9 protein-coding genes, 4 tRNA genes and 1 pseudogene are annotated in these 22,962 nt (G+C 70.0%); 8 read left to right on the top strand and 6 right to left on the bottom strand.

Going from position 1 to position 22,962, the window contains the following annotated elements; genetic code table 11:
* Nucleotides 1-5 precede the first annotated feature (5 nt).
* Nucleotides 6-389, top strand: a complete 384-nt coding sequence (locus tag BLW44_RS09540; RefSeq protein WP_060928081.1) for an SPW repeat domain-containing protein — start codon at nt 6-8, stop codon at nt 387-389.
* A gap of 89 nt (nt 390-478) precedes the next feature.
* Here the strand turns inward: BLW44_RS09540 and BLW44_RS09545 are convergent, their stop codons facing one another.
* Nucleotides 479-898: a GIY-YIG nuclease family protein gene (locus BLW44_RS09545; RefSeq protein ID WP_060928082.1), complete on the bottom strand. Its 420-nt coding sequence runs from the start codon at nt 896-898 to the stop codon at nt 479-481.
* 286 nt (nt 899-1,184) lie between these two features.
* Nucleotides 1,185-1,260, bottom strand: a tRNA-Val gene (locus BLW44_RS09550).
* 152 nt (nt 1,261-1,412) lie between these two features.
* On the opposite strand from BLW44_RS09550, the gene BLW44_RS09555 reads away from it, so the two are divergent.
* The 3 genes from BLW44_RS09555 to BLW44_RS09565 all read left to right on the top strand — a co-directional run bounded on the left by BLW44_RS09555 (nt 1,413) and on the right by BLW44_RS09565 (nt 1,705).
* Nucleotides 1,413-1,485: transfer RNA gene (locus tag BLW44_RS09555), tRNA-Gly, on the top strand.
* 53 nt (nt 1,486-1,538) lie between these two features.
* Nucleotides 1,539-1,609: transfer RNA gene (locus tag BLW44_RS09560), tRNA-Cys, on the top strand.
* A gap of 24 nt (nt 1,610-1,633) precedes the next feature.
* Nucleotides 1,634-1,705: transfer RNA gene (locus BLW44_RS09565), tRNA-Val, on the top strand.
* Nucleotides 1,706-2,131: 426 nt separating this feature from the next.
* Here the strand turns inward: BLW44_RS09565 and BLW44_RS18715 are convergent.
* Nucleotides 2,132-2,551, bottom strand: coding sequence for a hypothetical protein (locus tag BLW44_RS18715; RefSeq protein WP_476703353.1), 420 nt, complete (start codon nt 2,549-2,551; stop codon nt 2,132-2,134).
* Nucleotides 2,552-2,944: 393 nt separating this feature from the next.
* Complete coding sequence (locus tag BLW44_RS18720; protein ID WP_476703354.1) at nt 2,945-3,127, bottom strand: hypothetical protein; 183 nt, start codon at nt 3,125-3,127, stop codon at nt 2,945-2,947.
* 64 nt (nt 3,128-3,191) lie between these two features.
* Here BLW44_RS18720 and BLW44_RS09570 point away from each other — a divergent pair.
* The 3 genes and pseudogenes from BLW44_RS09570 to BLW44_RS09575 form a co-directional block, all read left to right on the top strand.
* Nucleotides 3,192-19,603 (top strand): annotated as a pseudogene (locus tag BLW44_RS09570) (beta strand repeat-containing protein); the annotation flags it as partial.
* Nucleotides 19,604-19,666: 63 nt separating this feature from the next.
* Nucleotides 19,667-20,143, top strand: coding sequence for a DUF7507 domain-containing protein (locus BLW44_RS18725; RefSeq protein ID WP_476703355.1), 477 nt, complete (start codon nt 19,667-19,669; stop codon nt 20,141-20,143).
* A 24-nt stretch (nt 20,144-20,167) separates the two neighbouring features.
* Complete coding sequence (locus tag BLW44_RS09575; protein WP_245647394.1) at nt 20,168-20,647, top strand: hypothetical protein; 480 nt, start codon at nt 20,168-20,170, stop codon at nt 20,645-20,647.
* A gap of 30 nt (nt 20,648-20,677) precedes the next feature.
* Here BLW44_RS09575 and BLW44_RS09580 read toward each other — a convergent pair whose 3' ends face one another.
* Together BLW44_RS09580 and BLW44_RS09585 are read right to left on the bottom strand one after the other, a co-directional pair.
* Nucleotides 20,678-22,024 (bottom strand): cryptochrome/photolyase family protein, encoded by a 1,347-nt coding sequence (locus tag BLW44_RS09580; RefSeq protein ID WP_060926791.1) that lies wholly within the window; start codon nt 22,022-22,024, stop codon nt 20,678-20,680.
* Nucleotides 22,025-22,101: 77 nt separating this feature from the next.
* Nucleotides 22,102-22,530, bottom strand: a complete 429-nt coding sequence (locus tag BLW44_RS09585) for a DoxX family protein (RefSeq protein ID WP_060926792.1) — start codon at nt 22,528-22,530, stop codon at nt 22,102-22,104.
* A gap of 54 nt (nt 22,531-22,584) precedes the next feature.
* On the opposite strand from BLW44_RS09585, the gene BLW44_RS09590 reads away from it, so the two are divergent.
* Nucleotides 22,585-22,944, top strand: a complete 360-nt coding sequence (locus tag BLW44_RS09590; RefSeq protein WP_060926793.1) for a YnfA family protein — start codon at nt 22,585-22,587, stop codon at nt 22,942-22,944.
* Nucleotides 22,945-22,962: the final 18 nt, after the last annotated feature.

Here is a 22,962-nt window from a genome sequence, read left to right on the forward strand (position 1 = left end):
GAATCATGCGCTTCATCCCGACCAAGGTCCACGGCATCCTCGACTACGTCGTCGGAGCGGCCCTCATCGTCGCCCCGTGGCTCTTCGGCTTCGTCGGCGTCGGCGGGCCCGCCGTCATCATCCCGATCGTCCTGGGTGTGGGCCTCATCGTCTACAGCCTGTTCACCAAGTACGAGTGGGGCCCCTTCGGATTCATCCCGATGCCCGTGCACCTCGTGTTCGACATCGTCGCCAGCCTGTTCCTCGCTCTGTCGCCGTGGATCTTCGGATTCTCGACGGAGGCGCCGAACGTCTGGGTGCCGCACGTGGTCGTCGGTGTGGCCGTGATCGTCGTGGTCCTGTTCTCGCAGCCGCAGCCTGCACAGGTCAAGGCCACCGCCCGCGCCTGAACGAGCCGGACAGCTGACCCTGAAGCCCCGCACGGAAGTCGGTCCCGTGCGGGGCTTCAGTGCTGCCGGGCTTCTACGGTCTGCGGGCTTCAGCTCTGGAGGGCGAAGCTGACCCACCGCGCGTAGAGCTGCCACGGATCGCCGGCGGCCCGAAGCCCGGCGACGTGCCTGGTCAGCTCCGGGGTGAGAGTGAACCATTCGCCGCCCTCGCGAATGGCGGCGAACTCGCGGTGCCGGGCCTGCTCGACCTCGCGTCCGCCGCGTTCGAAGGCCAGCAGCTCCTCGTGTCGGATGCTGGTGAGGCGCTGGCGTGGGCGGCGGCTCGTGCCGATCTTGATCCGTCGGTCGTAGCGGATGTAGTACACCACCTCGATCACGGGCCGCGGAAGATCGGGATCGGGGGAGTCGCCGTAGCGCCACCCGCACCAGCTGCAGACGAGCGCGGTCGCCACCCGCTCGCCGCGCAGTCGCCCGCACAGGCTGCACGGGCTGGGAAGCGGGATGCTCATCACCGTTCGCACGCTACCGTGGGCCCCCGACATCGGAACTCGCCGCGTCGACGTGTGAGTCCGCGGCACCCAATTGCACCACGTCACGTGGTGATCGCCCGAGGCGTGACGCTGCACTCGAGGCGTACCGCTGCACCGCCCGGTCCGGTGCGGGGTCAAGAACGCACCGCTAGAGGCTGTTTCCGGTGCGAAAGTGACCCCGCTGGCGGCGAACGGTGCGAAGCCCGCGTGAGGTGGGGATCCACGCCCGGATACGGAAAAACCCCCGGGGAGACCGGGGGTTGTGTGGTGGGCGATACCGGACTCGAACCGATGACCTCTTCCGTGTGAAGGAAGCGCGCTACCAACTGCGCCAATCGCCCATACCCGTGGGGTACGTCAACCGATACTACCCGACGGTCGGAGCCCGAGATGACCATCCCGGCGGACACGCGCGAGAATCGCTTCCGGTTTGGACAGTCGCCGATCATCGGCTAATGTTTCATAAGTGCCCGGGGCAACAACCGGGGATAACGCGGATGTAGCGCAGTTGGTAGCGCACAACCTTGCCAAGGTTGGGGTCGCGAGTTCGAGTCTCGTCATCCGCTCAAGTGCAGGGGCCTTCTTCGGAGGGCCTTCCGCACGTGGGGTCAATCCACACGGTGGCGTGGCCGAGCGGCTAGGCACCGGCCTGCAAAGCCGTTTACACGGGTTCGAATCCCGTCGCCACCTCTCAGAACTGAATAGCCCACATGGGCGCGATTGGCGCAGCGGTAGCGCGCTTCCCTGACACGGAAGAGGTCACTGGTTCGATCCCAGTATCGCGCACAGAGAAACCCCCGGTTCTCCGGGGGTTTTTTGTTGCCCGTGCCACGGTGCGCATGTGTCGAGCGTGACGCTCCGCCTCGATACCCCGCGACCGCGTGGCCGACGCTGGCACGCCCGGTGCGGATCGGTGGTCATCTCGGAGAGTGTGGTCCGGGCGGCATCCACCGTTTCTCATCCGTCACATCCGCACCATTGTCATCACCTGTGAGTTCACCTAGGGTGATATGACGGTGTACCGGGGAGGGACCCCGTACTAGGGGGTCTTTTACCGATGGTCCGGGGGAGTGGTAGGCGCGTTTGGCGTCGCTCTGCGGTCGCGATGACGACGGCTGTCGCCGTGATCGTCGCCGGCCTGACCCTCGGCGCTCCGCAGGCTGCTGAAGCGGCCGTCGTCCAGTGGGGCACGAACTCCGGCACGGCACCGAACTACCAGGCCAACGTCAACGGCGACTTCATCATGGCCGGCAACGGTGTGCTCGCCTGCACGGCGACGACGGCGACGACGAACGGCACCTGCGCGGATCTGCACGCGGCGTCCAGCACGAACGCGCAGAACGTCAATGACAACTTCGTCATGACGCAGACGAACGCCGTCTCCGGCTTCACGAACAACTCGAGCAGCGCGACGATCACGGTCCCCGCCGGAGCGACGGTCGTGAAGGCCTTCCTGACCTGGAGCGCCAACACCGGCGTGTACACCGGCGACACGCGACGGCTGTGCGCCCAGTACTCCGCCGCCCGCGGCGTCGCGACGATGCCGGCGGGAAGCGCTACCGGGTACACCTCTCGCGCCGTCCAGCTCAAGGTCGCCGGCGCGGCGGTCGTGAGCGTCGCCCCGCAGAGCATGCTCGTCGACCCTGCATCCCAGGCGACAGCGCTCTACTACTCCGGCAGCGCGGACGTGACCTCGGCCTTCGCCGGCGTACCCACCGGGTCTGCGGTCACCGTCTCAGCGGGCAACATCTGGACGCCGACCGGTGCCGGCTGCTACGCGGGCTGGTCGCTGAACGTCGTCTACGACTACGGCACATTCATCCCGGACAACCCAGCCTCCGTGCCGCACAACATCATCTACTACGAGGGCCACGTGCGTCAGGGTGCCAACGACCCCGACCTCACCGTCGCGTTCAACGGATTCACTGCGGTCGCCGCCGGCACCCGCGCAGGCTTCACGCTCTTCGAGGGCGATAGGAACATCACCGGCGACACGGCCGAGTACTCGCGAGGAGGGTCGACTCCCTACACCGAGATCGCGAACGCCGCGGGCGCGACCGACAACGTCGGCATCTCGCGCGCGGTGGGCTCCGTCCGATACGCAGGGACGGCGGGGACAGCGTTCACCAACCAGAGCGTCGACGTCGCGACGGTGGGTCTCACGAACGTGGTCGCCGGCGACACGACCGTGAACCTCCGACTGGGCACGTCGGGAGACTCCTATCTGCTGCGCAACGCCATGCTCTCGGTGCCGACCGCCGGCCTGCAGATCGTGAAGAGCTTCGACGGGACGGCAGACACGCAGTCGCGGACCTCCGGCGAACTCGCGACCTTCACGATCCGCATCACGAACACGGGCGCGGGAACCCTGCGCAACATCGTCATCACGGACGATCAGACGAATTGCGCGCGCAACCTCGGCGCCATCACGCTGGCACCGCTGCAGACGACGACCTTCACCTGTACGGCGACAGCGCCGTCCGCCTCGGGCTACGTATCGACCGCCGAGGCGACGGGCCGCACGGTGGTGGGGGACTTCCTCGCGCAGGACAGTGACAGCACGACGGTGCTGCTCAGCGCGATCAGCCTCAGCAAGACCAGTGCACTCGCACCCGGTGGAACCGGCCGCGCCGGCGACGTCGTCATCTACACCTTCACCGTGACGAACACGGGCCAGTCGACGCTGACGGACATCGTGCTGACCGATCCGCTCCCGGGACTCTCCGCGATCACCTTCGGCGCCTGGCCCGGCCCCGTCGGCACGCTGACCCCCGGCCAGTCGGTCACCGCGACGGCGAACTACACGCTCAAGCAGAGCGATGTGGATGCAGGGTCGGTCGCGAACACGGCGTCGGTCAGTGCTCGGGACGACGACGGAGGCATCCGCCCGTCCGGTTCCGCGAACCGCGTCACCCCCATCGCCTCCGCCGGGGCACTCACGGTCAGCAAGACCGGCTCGCTCGCGGGTGGGACGACGGGCCGGGTGGGCGACCGGATCAACTACACCTTCACTGTGCGCAATACCGGGAACGTGACCCTCGAGAACGCGTCGCTCGTCGACCCGCTGCCGGGACTCTCGCCACCGGTCATCACCTGGCCCACGACCACGGCCGGTGTGATCCCGGTCGGCCAGACCGCCACAGCCACCGCCTTCTACACGATCACCCAGGCGGATGTGGATGCAGGAAGCGTCCGCAACACCGCCAGCGCCACCGCTCGAACCCCCAACGGGACAACCGTCTCCGGAACCTCTTCGCAGGTCACCGTCCCCACCATCGCCTCGGCCCCCGCACTCACGACGACGAAGTCGGGAGCATTCACCCAGGGCACGGGCGGCGTGGGCAGCACGATCACCTACAGCTTCACGGTGCGGAACTCGGGTAACACGACTCTCACGAACGTCGCCATCACCGATCCTCTCGCCGGACTCTCCGCTCTGACGTACTCGTGGCCCGGAACCGCAGGCACCCTCGCCCCGTCGCAGTCGGTGACGGCCACCGCCACGTACACGGTGACGCAGGCCGACGTCGACGCCGGGTCCGTGCGCAACATCGCCACCGGCACCGCCCGCACCCCCGCAGGCGCGACCCTGACCGTTCCGAGCAGCCAGTCCGTCGTGGCCACCGCGACCTCGGCGCCGTCGGTGAGTCTGACGAAGACCGGTGCGCTCGCGCCCGGCAGCACCGGCCGGGCCGGCGACGTCGTCACCTACTCGTTCCGCCTCGCCAACACCGGAAACGTCACCCTCACGGACGCCGTGATCGCCGACCCGCTCGCCGGACTCTCGGCGCTGACGTACTCGTGGCCGGGGACCGCCGGCACACTCGCGCCAGGGCAGGCGGTCACCGCCACCGCGACGTACACGCTGAAGCAGTCGGATGTGGATGCCGGAGCGGTGGCGAACACGGCCACCGCATCCGCCCTGCCGCCCAGCGGCGCGCGCGTCACCCAGACGCGCTCGTCCACCCTGCCGGTCGCTCCGGCGGGGGCGCTCACCGTGCTCAAGTCCGGATCCGTCACCGCGGGCACCGGCGGGGTCGGCAGCACCGTCACCTACACGTTCTCGGCGACGAACAACGGCAACGTGACCCTGACGCAGGTCGGGATCGCGGACCCGCTGGCCGGCCTTTCGGCGATCACCTACACGTGGCCAGGCACCGCGGGCACGCTGGCACCTGGCCAGACCGTGCAGGGCCGCGCGACCTACACGGTGCGTCAGGCTGACGTCGACGCCGGCGCCGTCACCAACACCGCGACGGCCGCGGCGCGCACGCCGGGTGGTGCCTCGGTCACCGGAACCTCGCCGACGACGCGGGTGAACACCACTGCTGCAGCGCCCGCCAGCACCACCACCAAGACGGCCGTCGCGTCGGGATCCGCCGCAGTCGGCGACGTCATCACCTACACGGTGCGGACCACCAACACCGGCAACGTCACGCTGACCGACGTCGCGATCGCCGACACGCTGCCGGGTCTGTCCGCGTTCACCTACACCTGGCCGGGCACGGCCGGACGCCTCGCTCCGGGGCAGTCCGTCACCGCGGCCGCGACGTACACGATCAAACAGGCCGACGTGAATGCCGGATCCGTGCGCAACGTCGCCTCATCCACCGCCGTATACGGCACGACACCGGTCACGAGCACCTCCGGTGCCGTCACCACCAGCACCGTCGCGGCATCGGCGAGCATCGTCACGACCAAGGCGGGTGCGCTGCAGAGCGGATCCTCGGGGCGCGCCGGCGACACGATCATCTGGTCGCTGACGCTGCGCAACGCCGGGAACGTCACGCTGACGGGCGTCTCGGTGACCGATTCGGTGCCCGGCGTCTCCGCACCCGCCTACGGGACGTGGCCGAGCGGCACCACAGGCGTGCTGCAACCGGGGCAGACCGTCACTGCGACCGCGACGTCCGTGATCTCGCAGACCGATGTGAACTCGGGCGCAGTCAGCAACACCGCCACCGGCAGCGGCACGCCGCCCACCGGCGCCGCCGTCACCAGCACGGCACCCGCGACCGTGTCCCTCGCCTCGGCCCCGGGACTGACGCTCACGAAGACGGGATCGGTCACCTCCGGGAACGGCTCCGTCGGCAGCACCATCACCTATTCGTTCTCGGCCCGCAACACCGGCAACGTGACTCTCACGGGCGTCGCGATCGCCGATCCGCATGCCGGACTCTCGGCGCTGACGTACTCGTGGCCGGGGACCGCCGGCACACTCGAGCCGAACCAGACGGTGACCGCGACTGCGACGTACACGGTGCGCCAGTCGGACGTGGATGCCGGATCCGCAAGGAACACGGCGAGCGTCAGCGGCACACCGCCGACGGGGGCGGCGATCACCGCATCCTCTGCCGAGGTGACGGTCGCGACCGTCGCGGCCGCACCCGGTATCGCGATCACGAAGAACGCGACCGGCGGCGGCGGCGGAGTCGGCAGCGTCGTGACGTACACCTTCCGTGCCGTCAACACCGGCAACGTCACGCTCACCGGGGTCGGCATCGCTGATCCCCTCGCCGGTCTCGCGCCGCTGGAATACCAGTGGCCAGGAGCCACCGGCACGCTCGCACCCGGGCAGGCCGTGGTCGCGACCGCCGCCTACACGGTGACGCAGGCCGACGTGAACGCCGGTGTCATCACCAACACCGCCACCGCGAGCGGCGCGGGCGGCGGGACGACCGTCTCCGCATCCTCGGGTGTCGTCTCCACCCCGACGGCGGCGATCGCCCCGGCTCTCGCTGTGACGAAGACCGGGACGCTCTCGGGCACGGGTGCCGCCGGCGATACCATCACCTACGACTTCACCGTGCGGAACTCCGGGAACGTCACTCTGACCGGCGTCTCGCTCGTCGACCCGCTGATCGGCCCCGCAGCGGTCTCGCTGAGCGGCTGGCCGGGTGCGGCCGGGACGCTCCAGCCGGGGCAGACCGTCTCGGGATCCGCGACCTACACCGTGAAGCAGTCGGACGTGGACGCCGGTGCCGTCGCGAACACGGCGACGGCGACCGGTACGCCGCCTCGCGGAGCTGCCGTGAGCGCCACCGCACCCTCCACCGTGCGCATCGCCGCCGTGCCCTCGATCTCGATCGTGAAGAGCGGCTCGATCACGAGTGGATCGGGTGACGTCGGCAGCACCGTCACCTTCGCCTTCACGATCCGCAACTCGGGCAACGTCACGCTCGGCGGGATCGCGCTCACCGAACCCTTGCTGGTCTCAGCAGCCCCGTGATCACGTGGCCGGGGTCGCCGAACAGCCTCGCTCCGGGACAGACCGCCACGGCGACCGCCACCTACACGGTGCGTCAGGCCGACGTCGACGCCGGATCGGTGCGCAACACCGCCGCGGTCAGCGGCCGCCCGCCGACCGGCGCGGTCGTGAGCGCCACCTCGGTCGAAGCGGTCGTTCCCACGAGTGCGGCGGCGCCAGGACTGACCGTGGTCAAGACCGCGGACACCGCGGCGGGCACGCGGGCCGGTGACGTCGTCTCGTACACGATCCGCGCGACGAACAGCGGGAACCAGACGCTCACGGGCGTCACCGTGACCGACCCGCTCGCCGGACTCTCCGCTCTCGCGATCACCTGGCCGGCGACGACCGGGGTGCTGGCTCCAGGCCAGACCGCGATCGCCAGGGGCACGTATGTGATCACCCAGGCGGATGTGAACACCGGCTCGATCCGCAACACGGCGTCGGCCGGAGCGACAGCGCCCGGAGGGGTGCCCGTCACCGCGTCGTCGGCCGAGCTCGTCACGCCCACCGTCACCGCCGCGCCGCGCGTGACGCTAGACAAGACCGCCAGCCTGGCCCCGGGCGCCACCGGGCGAGCAGGCGATCTGGTCACCTACAGCTTCACGGTGCGCAACGCCGGAAACGTCACGCTGACGGGCGTGGGCATCACCGATGCGCTGCCCGGGTTGTCGGCCATCACCTATGCGGGCTGGCCGGGTGCCACAGGCACCCTGCAGCCGGGCCAGAGCGTCACGGCCAGTGCGACACGCGCTCTGACGCAGTCGGACGTGGATGCCGGGTCCGTCGCGAACACGGCTCGGGCGACCGCCACGCCGCCCACCGGCGACGCCGTGATCGCCGATGCCCCCGCGACCCTCCCGCTGGCCGCCGGGCCGCTGCTCACCCTCGGGAAGAGCGCCGCCTACACTTCGGGCACCGGCGCCGTCGGCAGCGTCATCACGTACACCTTCACCGCGCGCAACACGGGAAACGTCACCCTCACGGGGGTGACCGTCACCGACCCGCACGCCGGGCTCAGCCCCATCTCGCTCGCGTGGCCGGGTACCGCCGGCACTCTCGCGCCGGGCGCGCAGGTCGTCGGCACGGCCACCTACACCGTCACCCAGGCGGATGTGGATGCCGGAATCGTGCGCAACAGCGCCCGTGTATCGGGCACGCCGCCCTCGGGTCCCGCCATCGGCGCGGATTCCCCGACCGTGACGCTCGCGACAGTGGCCGCCGGCCCCGCGCTCACGACCGCGAAGTCCGCGACAGTGGGCGGGACGGGCGCCGTGGGCGACGTCGTCGACTACACGGTCCGGGTGACCAACACCGGAAACGTGACGCTCCGCGATGTGACGGTGATCGACCCGCTGCCCGGTCTCAGCGCGTTCGCCTACACCTGGCCGGGCGACTCCGGGGTGCTGGCACCGGGTGCGCAGGTCGTCGCGCGGGCCAGCCGCACGATCACCCAGGCAGACGTGGATGCCGGCTCGCTCGTGAACGTCGCCACAGGTAGGGGTGTCGCACCGAACGGCACCCCGGTCACTGCGGCATCCGGCACCGTCACCACTCCGACGGCCGTGGGGGACCCGCGTCTCCAGGTGACGAAGGCCGGTGCGCTTCCGGCGGGTGCCACCGGAGTCGCCGGTGAGACGATCACCTGGACGGTCACGATCCGCAACACCGGCAACGTGACGCTCTCGGGCGTCAGCGCGACCGATTCCCTTCCGGGCATCTCGGACCTGGCCTACGGCGCGTGGCCCTCCGGCACCGCAGGGCGCCTCGCACCGGGCGACGCGGTGACGGCCACGGCGACGTCGACCGTACGACAGAGCGACGTGGATGCCGGGGCGATCTCGAATGCGGCCACCGCGACAGGAACGCCGGCGCGCGGCCAGTCGACGTCGGCGATCGGTGCCGGCACGGTGCCGCTGACCTCTGCGCCCGCGCTCGCCCTCCAGAAGTCCGGGGCGTACACGACCGGCTCCGGGGCGGTCGGCGACACCATCACGTACACCTACACGCTGCGCAACGCGGGCAACGTGACACTGTCCGGCGTCGCCGTCACCGACCCGCACAGCGGGCTCTCTGCGATCAACTACGGCACCTGGCCATCGGGGACGGCGGGGACGCTCGGCCCGAACCAGACCGTGGTCGCGACCGCGACCTATCAGGTGCGCCAGAACGACGTGAACAGCGGCTCGATCACCGATGTGGCGACGGCATCCGGACGTCCTCCCACGGGTGCGGCGGTGTCGGCGACGTCTCAGACGGTCGTGCTCGGCACGGCGGCGGCCGCCCCCGGCATCCTCACGACGAAATCGGCCTCCGTCGGCGGCGCGGGGCAGCTCGGCGATCTCATCACCTACACCTTCCGTGCGACGAACACCGGAAACGTCACGCTCACCGGCGTCGCACTGTCCGACCCGGCCCCCGGATTGAGCCCGCTCGCCTACGGGCCATGGCCGGGTGCCAGCGGCACACTGCAGCCGGGGGAGTCCGTGACCGCCACGGCGACGCACCGCATCACGCAGGCCGACCTCGACACCGGGTCGGTCACGAACATCGCGACCTCGACCGGCACACCGCCGACAGGTCCTGCGGTCAGCGACCCGTCGGACACCGTCGTCACCCCGACGGCGACGAGGGCCCCCGACCTCGAGGTGACCAAGTCCGGCACCCTCCGCGGCGGCGCCACCTCTCGCGCCGGTGACACGGTCGCCTACTCGTTCACGCTGCGCAACACCGGCAACGTGACCCTCACGGGTGTCGCTCTGACCGATCTCGAGCCGGCCGTGTCGCCGCTCGCGTACTCGTGGCCGGGCTCCGCCGGCACTCTCGCTCCCAACCAGGTCGTGACCGCGACGGCGACGTACATCCTGACGCAGGCCGACATCGACGCCGGCGGCGTCGACAACACGGTGAACGGCTCCGCGACGGCGCCGGGCGGCACCACGATCAGCGAAGCCGCCGCAGTCTCCGTGCCGATCGACCCTGCAGCGTCCGTGACGGTCTCGAAGACGGGAACCGTGGTCGGCGACGGTGTGGACGACGGCGAGGTCGGCGACGACATCCGCTTCGAGTTCGTGATCGCGAACACCGGGAACGTCACGCTGACCGATGTCGAACTCGCCGACAGCATCCCCGGCCTCGTCCCGACCGTCACCTGGCCAGACCCCGCGGCGCCCGGCGTTCTCGCCCCCGGTGCCACCGCGACGGCGGTCGCGCTGTATGACATCACTCAAGCCGATGTGAACGCCGGGTCGGTGACGAACGCCGTGACCGTGACCGGGACCCCGCCGTCGGGCGCAGATGTGCAGGCCTCGGACGACGTCGAGGTCGCCACCGGTGCCCAGCGCTCCGAGCTGCGGCTCGCGAAGTCGGGCACGACCGTCGCGGGAGAGGCTGGCGTGGGCGACGTCATCACCTACTCCTTCGTGCTCAGCAACACCGGGAACGTGACGGTCGACGACATCGTCATCACCGACCCGCTCGCAGGGCTGTCCGCGATCGTCGCCGACTGGCCAGGAGCCACCGGCGTGCTCGATCCCGGCGAGCGCGTCACTGCGACTGCGACCCTGCAGATCACCCAGGCGCACGTCGATGCAGGCCGCGTGCTCAACACGGCGACGGCGTCCGGATCGGCGCCCGATGGGGACGTCACCGCGTCCTCGCCCGAGAGCACCGTGCGGGTCGAGGCCGCCGCGCCGTCGATCGCCGTGACGAACCAGGGCACCCTTCCTCCGGGGTCTGTCGCCGGTTCGACCGTGACGTGGACGTACTCGCTGCAGAACACGGGCAACGTGACGCTCACCGGCGCCGCGCTGTCGGACGCGCTCCCGGGGACCACCGCACCGGTGTACCAGTGGAACGGGACGGCAGGTGTGCTGGCACCGGGCGCGACTGTCACAGCGACCGCGACGACCGTGCTCACCCAGGCCGACGTCGACGCAGGGTCGATCGTCAGCGTCGTGACCGGACGCGGCACGGCGCCGTCGGGCGCGGTCGTGTCGGCTGCCGCGCCCGCGACCGTTCCGATCGACTCGACCGCGGGCTTGACGCTGGTGAAGACCGCCTCGCGAGAGGACGATCTCGCGGTCGGCGACGTCGTCACGTTCACCTTCGCCGTCACGAACTCCGGTACGGCCACGATCGACGCGATCGCGCTGAGTGACCCGCTCCCTGGGCTCTCGGCGATCTCGTTCGGTGCATGGCCGGGTTCGCCGGGCGTGCTGGCTCCCGGCGGCACAGTCACCGCGACGGCTTCGTACACGATCACCCAGGCCGACGTCGACCGCGGTGGTGTGAGCAACACGGCGACGGCGACGGGACTCACCCCGGCCGATGCCGCCGTGTCCGACTCCGACGCCGTCGAGCTGACCACTCAGACGCGCGCACCGGCCCTGGAGCTGGTGAAGGACGACGCGCTGACCGGCGACGGTACGCTCGGCGACTCGATCGAGTACACCTTCACGGTGCGCAACGCCGGCAACACCACGATCACGGACGTCGCCGTGGATGACGAGCTGGAGGGCATCTCGGGTCTCGCCTTCGGAGCGTGGCCGCGCGGTCAGACCGGCGTCCTCGCTCCCGGTGACGTCGCCACGGCGACCGCGCGCTACACGGTCGTGCAGCGCGACGTCGACGCCGGCGAGGTCGTGAACACTGCCGTCGCGACGGGCACAGCTCCGGCCGACGTCGATGTCGCGTCGAGCGACGCCGAGGTGACGACGGAGCTCGCGCCGGCGACTCCAGATCTCACCGCGACGAAGCGAGGTGCACTGGCCGCCGGTGCGACCGGCCGCGCCGGGGACATCGCCGAGTTCCGCTTCTCGGTCGTCAACACCGGCGACGTGACCATCAGCGAAGTGACGTTCGACGACGCTCTCGCCGGCCTGAGCCCCCTGGCGATCACCTGGCCGGATGCGGCGGCACCCGGCATCCTCGCCCCCGGGGCCGAAGCGACGGCGACGGCCAGCTATACCCTGACGCAGGCGGATGTCGACGCCGGATCCGTCGCGAACGCCGTCACCGTCACCGGCACGCCGGTCCGCGGCGCCCTCGACCCCGCGACCGCGGTCGCCACCATCGGCATCACCCCGGGAGCCGCGTTGTCTGCGGTGAAGTCGGGGGTGTTGGCTGCGGGTGGTGTGGGTGTGGTGGGTGACACGGTGGAGTATGTGGTGGTGGTGACGAACACGGGGAATGTGACGGTCACTGGTGGGGTGTTGGTGGATCCGATGGTGGGTCTGTATGACGTGTCGATCGTGTGGCCGGATGCGGGTGTTCCTGGTCGTGTGGGTGTGGGGGAGCAGGCGGTGGGTCGGGGGAAGTATGACCTGACTCAGGCGGATGTGGATCGTGGGTTCGTGGAGAACACGGCGTCGGTGGCGGCGTCGGCGCCTGGTGGGGTGCGGGTGTCTGCGGATACGAATACGGTGCGGGTGAATACGGTGTTGCCGGCTGCGGGGTTGGCGGTGTCGAAGTCGGGTGTGTTGGTCGGTGGTGGTGGTGTCGGTGATGTGGTGTCGTATGAGTTCGGGGTGACGAATACGGGCAATGTGACGGTGGGCGATGTGGTGCTCTCTGATGCGTTGCCGGGTGTGGTGTTGTCGGGTGTGGTGTGGCCGGATGCGGGTGCGCCGGGTGTGATCGCTCCGGGGGAGACGGCGACGGCGTCGGGTGAGTATGTGTTGTCGCAGGCGGATGTGGATGCGGGTCGGGTGGTGAACTCGGCGTCGGCGTCTGGTGTGGCGGTGCGGGGTGGGCCGGTGTCTGCGGTGTCGGCGGAGAGTGTGGTGGTGACGGACGCGGCGGCGCCGGTGGTGTCGGTGGTGAATTCGGGGGTGTTGGCTCCGGGTGCTGCGGGTCGTGCGGGTGATGTGGTGACGTTCACGTATGTGTTGACCAACGAGGGCAATGTGTCGTTGTCGGGTGTGGTGTTGGCGGATGCGTTGGGTGGGGTGTCTGCGCCGTCGTATGTGTGGGAGGGTGCGGCGGGTGTGTTGGTGCCTGGGCAGTCGGTCACGGCGACGGCGTCGTATGTGCTGACGCAGGCGGATGTGGATGCGGGTGGGGTGACCAGTGTGGTCACCGGTACCGGCACACCACCCACCGGCGCACCGGTGTCGGCGGCGGCCCCAGCGACCGTGGCGATCACCGCCGCGCCAGAGCTCATCGTGACGAAGGACGACGCGGCCACCGGCGGTGCCGTGGGCGACAGCGTCGAGTACTCCTTCACGATCGAGAACCGCGGGAACGTGAGTCTGTCCGGCGTGGTGCTGAGCGACACCCTCGCGGGCCTGAGTACCCCGTCGGTCTCCTGGCCGGGAACGACCGGTGTCCTCACGCCCGGACAGATCGCCACGGCGACCGCGACCTACACCATCACGCAGGCGGACGTCGATGAGGGTCGCATCGAGAACACGGCGACCGCGAGGGCGACGATCCCGGGCGGCACCGGCATCCAGGCCTCTTCCGACACCGTCGTCACCGAGCTCGACGAGGCGGCACCCGCCGTCGTCACCACGAAGTCCGCGCGCCTCGCAGACGGCGCGAGCGGAGCGGTCGGCGACGCGATCGAGTACACGGTCACGGTGCGCAACTCCGGCAACGTCACCCTGTCGGACGTGGGTATCGTCGACGACCTCGAGAACCTCTCGGACATCGCGGTCGTGTGGCCGGGAGCGGCAGGTGTGCTCGCACCCACGCAGACCCTCGTCGGCACGGCGCGGTACGTCATCACGCAGGAGGACGTCGACCGAGGCGCCGTCTCGAACGTGGCCGTCGGCTCCGGTACCGACCCGTCGGGGACGGACGTCGACGATCCGTCCGCACAGGTCGTCGTCGACACCGCCGGCGCGGCACCCGCAGCGACCGTGAGCAAGGCCGGTGCGCTCGAGCCCGGCGCGACCGGGCGCGCGGGAGATCTCGTGCGCTTCACCTTCCGGGTGGTCAACACGGGCAATGTCACGCTCTCCAACGTCACGCTCGTCGACCCGCTCGAGGGGCTCTCCGAGATCGAGGTCGCCTGGCCGGCGGCCGACGGTGTGCTGGCCCCCGGCGCTGCCGCGGAGGCGACCGCCGAGTACGCCCTCACGCAGGCGGATGTCGACCGAGGACAGCTCGACAACACCGTGACGCTGTCGGCGACGGCTCCGGACGGCGCGGTCATCGAGCGCACGGCCGACGCCGTCGTGCCGATCACCGAGGCGGCGGAGCTGACGACCGTGAAGAGCGGTGAGCTGCTCGAACCGGGCATCGGCGCGGTGGGAGATGTGATCGAGTACCGGCTCGTCGTCACGAACACCGGAAACGTGACGGTGCAGGAGGGGCGACTGATCGACCGTCTGGCCGGACTCTCGCTGCCCGAGATCGCATGGCCGGGCCCCGAGGGGGAGCTGCTGGTCGGTGACACCGTCGTCGGCGTCGCACGGTACACGCTCACGCAGGCCGACATCGATCGCGGCTTCGTCCGCAACATCGCCGGGGTCGAGGCCGTCACCGAGCAGGGGACGGATGTCGTGGCCGACTCGAACCCGGTCGTCATCAACACGGTGCAGCCCGCCGCCGCCCTGACCGTCGTCAAGGACGGGGTCATCGACGGCGACGGAGGCGCGGGCAGTGCAGTCGACTACACATTCCGCATCACCAACACCGGCAACGTGACGGTCAGTGCCATCACTCTCGCCGACCCGATGCCCGGGCTGAGCGTTCCGCAGATCACCTGGCCCGGCATCGCCGGCGTCCTCGCGCCGGGACAGTCGGCGACCGCCACCGCCGGATACGTCATCACGCAGGACGACGTGGATGCGGGATCGATCGCCAATGCCGCGACCGCGAGCGGATCCTCGCGCGGCGGCCCCGTCACGAGTCCGGCGGGCATCGAGACGGTCGAGACCCAGGGCATCCAGGCTTCCATCGATGTGCGCAAGACCGCCGAGTTCGAGCCGGGGGCGACCGGTGTCGCTGGAGACGTCGTGAACTGGGCCTACTCGCTGCAGAACACGAGCAATGTGACTCTGACCGGGGTCTCGCTCGCCGATCGCCTGACCGACTCGTCTGCGCCGACCTACGTCTGGCCGGACCCGGCCCGTCCCGGCGTCCTTCTTCCCGGACAGACGGTGACCGCCGTCTCCGCCTACGTGCTCACGCAGGCCGACGTCGATCGGGGCACGATATCGAGCGCGGTCGATGGCGTGGGCATGCCGCCCCGCGGAGCCGATGTCACCGGATCGGCGACGGCATCCGTCGAGATCGCGGCACGACCGGGCATCTCGGCATCGAAGTCCGGAGTCGTCGACGGCGCAGGCGATGTCGGCGACCGCATCGACTACACGTTCGGCATCACCAATACGGGCAACGTGACCCTGACCCTCGTCGATCTCATCGATGCTCTGGTCGGCGTCAGCGCACCGACGTTCGACTGGCCGGGCGAGCCGGGCATCCTGCTTCCCGGTGAGACCGTCGAGGCGGCAGCCGAGTACACGATCACGCAGGCGGACGTCGACCGCGGCACGGTGACGAACATCGCCACCGCGAGCGGCAAACCGCCGGTCGGCGACACCATCACGGCCAGCACGCCCCCGACGAACACGACGGTCGCCGCCGCAGCGCCCGAGCTGCGCACAGAGAAGACGGGCGTCGCTCGCGGTGACGGCGCAGTCGGCGACATCATCGACTACGCGTTCACGATCGAGAACACCGGCAATGTGACCGTGACGGCGATCGGTCTCGCGGATCCGCTGCCAGGGCTCTCGGTGCCGGACGTGCGGTGGCCGGGTGAGCCGGGCATTCTCGCCCCGGGCCAGATCGCGACCGCGACGGCCAGCTACGCCATCGTCCAGGCGGACGTCGACGCGGGCGAGGTCGTGAACGTCGCGACGGCAGCGGGCACGACCCCTGCCGGTACCGCGGTGGAAGACGCGAGCGATCCGGCGCGTACTCCGACCATCGCCGCTGCCGCCGCCGTCGCGATCGACAAGACCGGTGCGCTCGCGCCGGGCTCGACGGGCCAGGTCGGCGACCTCGTGCGGTTCGCCTTCACGATCTCGAACACGGGCAACCAGACGCTCACCGACGTGACGCTCACCGACCGGCTCGTAGGGCTCAGCGACATCGACGTGGTGTGGCCGAGCGACGATCCCGCGTCCGTCGGGGTGCTGCCGGTCGGCTCTCAGGCTCGCGGCACTGCCACGTATACGCTCACCCAGGCTGACATCGACGCGGGCGCGGTCGCGAACGCCGTCGAGGTCGACGCCGCCACTCCGTCCGGCGCCCCAGTGGACGCATCCGATGCATCGACCGTCGAGATCCCGAGGACTCCCGCGTTGTCTGCGGTGAAGTCGGGGGTGTTGGCTGCGGGTGGTGTGGGTGTGGTGGGTGACACGGTGGAGTATGTGGTGGTGGTGACGAACACGGGGAATGTGACGGTCACTGGTGGGGTGTTGGTGGATCCGATGGTGGGTCTGTATGACGTGTCGATCGTGTGGCCGGATGCGGGTGTTCCTGGTCGTGTGGGTGTGGGGGAGCAGGCGGTGGGTCGGGGGAAGTATGACCTGACTCAGGCGGATGTGGATCGTGGGTTCGTGGAGAACACGGCGTCGGTGGCGGCGTCGGCGCCTGGTGGGGTGCGGGTGTCTGCGGATACGAATACGGTGCGGGTGAATACGGTGTTGCCGGCTGCGGGGTTGGCGGTGTCGAAGTCGGGTGTGTTGGTCGGTGGTGGTGGTGTCGGTGATGTGGTGTCGTATGAGTTCGGGGTGACGAATACGGGCAATGTGACGGTGGGCGATGTGGTGCTCTCTGATGCGTTGCCGGGTGTGGTGTTGTCGGGTGTGGTGTGGCCGGATGCGGGTGCGCCGGGTGTGATCGCTCCGGGGGAGACGGCGACGGCGTCGGGTGAGTATGTGTTGTCGCAGGCGGATGTGGATGCGGGTCGGGTGGTGAACACGGCGTCGGCGTCTGGTGTGGCGGTGCGGGGTGGGCCGGTGTCTGCGGTGTCGGCGGAGAGTGTGGTGGTGACGGACGCGGCGGCGCCGGTGGTGTCGGTGGTGAATTCGGGGGTGTTGGCTCCGGGTGCTGCGGGTCGTGCGGGTGATGTGGTGACGTTCACGTATGTGTTGACCAACGAGGGCAATGTGTCGTTGTCGGGTGTGGTGTTGGCGGATGCGTTGGGTGGGGTGTCTGCGCCGTCGTATGTGTGGGAGGGTGCGGCGGGTGTGTTGGTGCCTGGGCAGTCGGTCACGGCGACGGCGTCGTATGTGCTGACGCAGGCGGATGTGGATGCGGGTGGGGTGACCAGTGTGGTCACCGGTACCGGCACACCACCCACCGGCGCACCGGCGACCGCCGTCGCCCCGGCGACGGTCTCGCTGGCGCCCGCGCCCGGCCTCGTCTTCACGAAGACCGCAGCCCTCGACACTCCGGGAGCGAACGCCGCGGGCGACGGAGTCACCTTCGGCTTCCGTATCGAGAACACCGGCACGGTGACGCTGTCGGGCGTCGCCGTCACCGATGACCTCGCCGGCATCGGACCGCTCACGATCGACTGGCCGGGAGCGGTCGGCACGCTGGCGCCGGGGCAGATCGCTCGCGGAACCGCGGCGTACGACATCAGCCAGGAGGATGTCGATCGCGGCTCGGTGCAGAACACGGCATCCGTGCGGGCGATGACCCCCGCCGGCAGCCTGCTGACGAGCCGCTCGACGATCGAGCCGCTCAGCACAGCAGACCACGCGCCGTCGATCCAGACGGTCAAGGGCGGCAGCTACGTCAGTGGCACGGGCGGTGTGGGCAGCATCATCGAGTACACCTTCGACATCACCAACACGGGCAACGTCACGCTGCGCCTGATCCGACTGCAGGACGACCTCGAAGGGCTCGGCATCCCGCAGCTGGACTTCCCGTCGGTGACCGGCATCCTGCCGCCTGGCGGCACAGCGACCGGCGTCGCGCGCTATACGGTGACGCAGGCCGACGTGGATGCCGGATCGATCACGAACGTGGCCACCTCGTTCGGGACCTCGCCGCGCGGCGTCGTCGTCTCGGACAGTTCGGCGCCGTTCACGATCGCCACCGACAGTCCCACGAATCCGGAGCAGGCGATCCGCACCACCCAGACCGCGGAGCTCGCCCCGGGTGACATCGGAGTCCTCGGCGACGCGATCGACTACACCTTCACGATCGAGAACACCGGCAACAGGACGTTGACCGGCGTGACGCTGAGCAACACGCTCACGGGTCTCGGTGGATTCGTCTACACCTGGCCGGATGCCGCGAACCCCGGGCGACTGCTGCCGGGGCAGACCGTGACGATCACGGCTTCGCATCCCGTCACGCAGGCGGAGGTCGACGCGGGGACCGTGCGCAACGTCGCGACCGGCAGCGGCACGCCGCCGACAGGTGCCGCGGTGACGCATTCGACGCCCATGACCATCGTCCCGCTCGCGGGCGGGACCGGGTCGCTCGAGGTGTCGAAGTCGGGCACGCGCCTCGGTGACGGCAGCGTCGGCACAGAGATCCGATACGACTTCGTGGTGCGCAACACCGGCACTCTCACCCTGTCGTCGGTCGCACTGACGGACGCCCTCGAGGGGCTCTCGGAGATCTCGTACGGCGACTGGCCGACCGCGGAGGGCACGCTCGCACCGGGGCAGTCCGTCACCGCGTCGGCGACTTACACGCTTCAGCAGTCCGACATCGACGAGGGCGCCGTCCGCAACATCGCGGCTGCCAGCGCCCGCACGCCCGGCGGCGACGGGATCGCCGTCGAGTCGCCGGAATCCGTCGTGACGACGATCGGGGCCGCACCCGCGATCGATGTCGAGAAGCAGCAGGTGCTCGCGGATGGTGCCACCGGACGCCCCGGCGACGAGGTCGAGTACGCGTTCACGGTGACCAACTCCGGCAACGTCACGCTGCGCGGCGTCTCGCTCGCCGACGCGCAGACCGGTCTCACCGGCCTCGAGATCACGTGGCCCGGAGAGGTCGGCGTGCTCGCCCCCGGGCAGACCGCGTCGGCGATCGCGCGGTACACGCTGACCCGGGCGGATGTCGATGCGGGCCGGCTCCAGTCCCTCGCGACGACGACGGGCATTGCGGACGGCACGGTCGTCCGTGACGAGGACGCCGCAGAGACGCTGATCGCCGCGGCTCCTGCTCTGACCCTGGAGAAGACCGCCGAGCTCACCGGTGCCGCACAGCAGGGCGGCGGCATCCGCTACCTCGTCACCGCGACGAACACCGGCAACGTCACGCTCACGGATGTCGCTGTGACCGACGAGCTCGCCGGTCTCGGCTCGCCGAGCACGGCATGGCCCGGTACGCCAGGCGTCCTCGCAGCAGGCGAGAGCGTCACCGTGCGCGCCGACTACGTCATCACGTCGGCCGACGTCGTGCGCGAGCGCGTCGACAACACCGCATCCGTGACCGGGACCGCGCCGGGAGGTGCGACCGTCGAGGCATCCGATTCCGTCCGCGTGGACGTGCCGAACGAGCCGAGCATCCACCTCAGCATGAACATCACGGTGAAGGACGGCCAGCAGGGCTATGCCGGCGACACTCTGATCTTCCGATACACCGCCACGAACACCGGGACATCGTCGCTCACGGGCGTCCGGATCGTCGACCCGTACCCCGGCCTCTCCGCACTCACCTACACCTGGCCCGGCGAGCCGGGAGTGCTGCTCCCCGGTCAGAGCGTGACGGCGGTCGCGAGCGTCGTGATCACCGCGGCCATGGAGGGCACCGTGATAACGTCGCGTGCCGTGGTGACCAGTGTCGAGGCGGAGTCGGGCGTGCAGGTGCTCGATGTGGCCTCGGACGCCGTCGATCTCCCCGCTCCTGAACCGACCGGCATCCTGCCGTTCACGGGCGGTGGCGATCCGCTGCCCCTGGTGGCCGGATCCGCCGCGCTGCTCCTCGCCGGTCTCGTGCTGATGCTCCTCGCACGCCGCCGCCGTGCGGAGCGCACCTCGAACCTCTTCTCCTAGCGATCTGCACTGAAAGGCGACACGATGCTGAACCTCCGTTCCTCCCTCCCCACCTCCTCCGGCCGCACGACGGCCAGAGGAGCGATCGTGGCCGGGATCGCCGTGACGCTCGGTCTCGTGCTCGCCGGATGCACCGACTCGGCACCGGAACCGAAGCCCACACCGACCGCCACGGAGCAGGCCGAGGCCGGGATCACCGACATCCAGGACACCCCCGGCTCGGGAGAGGGCCTCGAGGGCGCCTTGGCGGATGCCGAGGTCAAGACCTGCGAGCTCGCCGGCGACCACTGGGAGGTCGAGGGCACCGTGACCAACTCGAGCGAGGCTGCGGCGTCGTACCGCATCTACGTCTCGCTGCTCACCGAGGGCGGGGACACGCGGTCGTTGACTCAGGTCGACGTCGACCCGATCGACGCCGGGGAGAGCGCCGACTGGAAGACGTCGGTCGACGTCCAGGACGAGGCGCTGGACTGCGTGCTGCGCGTCGAGCGCTACGCCTCCTGACTCCTGTCGGTCGGCCCTTCGGGCGCGCGGTCAGGACTGCGTGGCTGTCCGCTTGACGACCTCGTAGGCGGCGAGCGCCGCCTTGCGGGTCGCCGCCAGATCCACGATGGGCTCGGTCGGCGCATCGGCGGCCCACTGGGAGATGTAGAGGCTCTGTGGGTCGAACTTCTTCGCCTGCAGCTCGGGGTTGAACACCCGGAAGTACGGTGCGGCATCCGCGCCCGACCCCGCCACCCACTGCCAGTTGAACGGATTGCTCGCGCCGTCCGCGTCGACGAGCGTGTCCCAGAACCACTCCTCGCCGCGCCGCCAGTCGATCAGCAGGTTCTTGACGAGGAAGGATGCCGTCACCATGCGCACCCGGTTGTGCATGAAGCCGGTGTGCCACAGTTCGCGCATGCCGGCATCGACGAGCGGGATGCCCGTCGATCCCCGCTGCCACGCCTCGAGATGAGAGGGACTCAGCCGCGGCCACGGGAAGGCGTCGTACTGCCGACGGAGGTTCTTCGTGGCGATGTCAGGCGCGTGGAAGGTGGTGTGCCAGGCGAACTCGCGCCAGCCGAGCTCCGAAAGGAACCCCGCGGTGCCGTGCGCTTCCACGGCCTCGTGCCACACGGTGAACGGGCTCAGCTCGCCCCAGCGCAGGCGTGGGGAGAGGAGCGAGGTCGCGCCGGCCGAGGGTTCGTCGCGTGCGCGGTCGTAGGCCGGGACGTCGTCCTGCAGGAAGGTGCGCAGCCGCGCGCGTGCGGCAGGTTCCCCCGGTTCCCAGGTCTCGCGCAGACCGCCGGTCCAGTCGGGGCGGGTGGGCAGCAGACCCCAGTCGTCCAGCTCGTCGGAGGACGGAGGCGGGGTCAGGCCGTCGAGTGCTCGCGGAGCAGGGAGCGGCGCGCGCGGGGTCGGCAGAGCCAGGCACGCCCGCCAGAACGGCGTGAACACCGAGAAGTGCGTGCCGCTCCCGGTCGTGACGGTCCACGGCTCGTGCAGCAGCGAGGCCTGGAAGGAGGCGACCTCGACGCCCTCCTCGCGGAGCGAGGATTTCAGGCCAGCATCGATGTCTCGCTCCGCGCCTCCGTACCGTCGGTTCCAGTACACGGCTCCCGCACCGATGTCGGCGACCGTCTGACTGACGACGCGCTCGGCGGGGCCGCGGCGCAGGGTGAGGGATCCGCCGAGCTCCTTCACCCGCTCGCGCAGTGATGCCAGCGAGTGGTGCAGCCACCAGCGTGCCGCTCCGCCGTGCGGTCGGATGCCGGGGGACTCCTCGTCGAGGACATAGAGGAGCGCGACCGGCTCACCGCGATCCATGGCAGCCCTCAGCGCGGGGTTGTCGGCGAGTCTGAGATCGTCGCGGAGCCAGACGAGTGAGGGGGAGGCCATGCCTCCATTCTCGTGCCCGGTACGACGTGCGGCTCGGGACGCGCCCGGCGGCCGATGGGAACGGTCGCAGCGAGCGCTCAGCGCGAGCGGCGTCGCAAGCGACGGCGCAGAGGACCGCGGTGTGCCGGCTCGGCAGTGCACCACAGCGCCCAGAGCACGAGGACCGGCTGCAGGAAGAGGCGTCCGAACCGCCGAGCCTCCGTGTCGAGGCCCGGCGTCGACCGGTGCGTCCGCCACTGGTGGACGTTCCCGGGGAGGACCGCGACGAAGAACGCGGCGGTGGCGATGCCGATCCGTCGGCGCTCTCGCGGCAGCGCCAGCAGCCCCGCAGCCAGAGCGACCTCTGCGGCCCCGGATGCGATCACGATCGCGTCCTTGTCCAGTCGAGTGATTCTGGTCGCCCAGTCGGGAACGACGACCCTGAACCCTCGCGTGCTCACGAAGTGGACGACGCCGATGGCGCCCAGCGCGAGGGCGAGTATCCAACGGGCGGCTGCTCTGACCATCCGCTCACGCTACCGTGATCGCCCCGACACCCGACGCTTTGCCACACTGGGTGCATGACCGTCCTGCGCATCAGCATCCTCTTCGTGCTCGCCGCCGTCGCCGAGATCGGGGGCGCCTGGTTGATCTGGCAGGCCGTCAAGGAGAACAGGGGCTGGGTGTTCGCAGTGCTCGGCGTCATGGCGCTCGGGGCCTACGGCTTCCTCGCGGCCCTGCAGCCGGACGCCAACTTCGGTCGTGTGCTCGCCTCCTACGGCGGCGTGTTCATCGCCGGGTCCCTCGCATGGGGGATCATCGTCGACGGCTTCAAGCCCACGATCTGGGACTGGGTCGGCTCCGCGATCGCGCTGGTCGGCGCGGCCATCATCATCCTGGCTCCGACGTCGACGGACGCCACGGCGGAGACCGCGCTGTAGCGGTCAGCGGCCCCCGGG

Source organism: Microbacterium hydrocarbonoxydans (assembly GCF_900105205.1).
Taxonomy (GTDB): Bacteria; Actinomycetota; Actinomycetes; order Actinomycetales; family Microbacteriaceae; genus Microbacterium; species Microbacterium hydrocarbonoxydans.

Bases quoted from the DNA above. Each gene is read 5' to 3' on its own strand.
- BLW44_RS09540 (WP_060928081.1), top strand. From the start codon at position 6: ATGCGCTTCATCCCGACCAAGGTCCACGGCATCCTCGACTACGTCGTC.
- BLW44_RS09545 (WP_060928082.1), bottom strand. From the start codon at position 898: ATGAGCATCCCGCTTCCCAGCCCGTGCAGCCTGTGCGGGCGACTGCGC.
- BLW44_RS09580 (WP_060926791.1), bottom strand. From the start codon at position 22,024: ATGGCCTCCCCCTCACTCGTCTGGCTCCGCGACGATCTCAGACTCGCC.
- BLW44_RS18725 (WP_476703355.1), top strand. From the start codon at position 19,667: ATGAACATCACGGTGAAGGACGGCCAGCAGGGCTATGCCGGCGACACT.
- BLW44_RS09575 (WP_245647394.1), top strand. From the start codon at position 20,168: ATGCTGAACCTCCGTTCCTCCCTCCCCACCTCCTCCGGCCGCACGACG.
- BLW44_RS18715 (WP_476703353.1), bottom strand. From the start codon at position 2,551: ATGCTCTGCGGGGCGACGCTCACGACCGCCGCGCCGGCGACCTTGAGC.
- BLW44_RS09585 (WP_060926792.1), bottom strand. From the start codon at position 22,530: ATGGTCAGAGCAGCCGCCCGTTGGATACTCGCCCTCGCGCTGGGCGCC.
- BLW44_RS09590 (WP_060926793.1), top strand. From the start codon at position 22,585: ATGACCGTCCTGCGCATCAGCATCCTCTTCGTGCTCGCCGCCGTCGCC.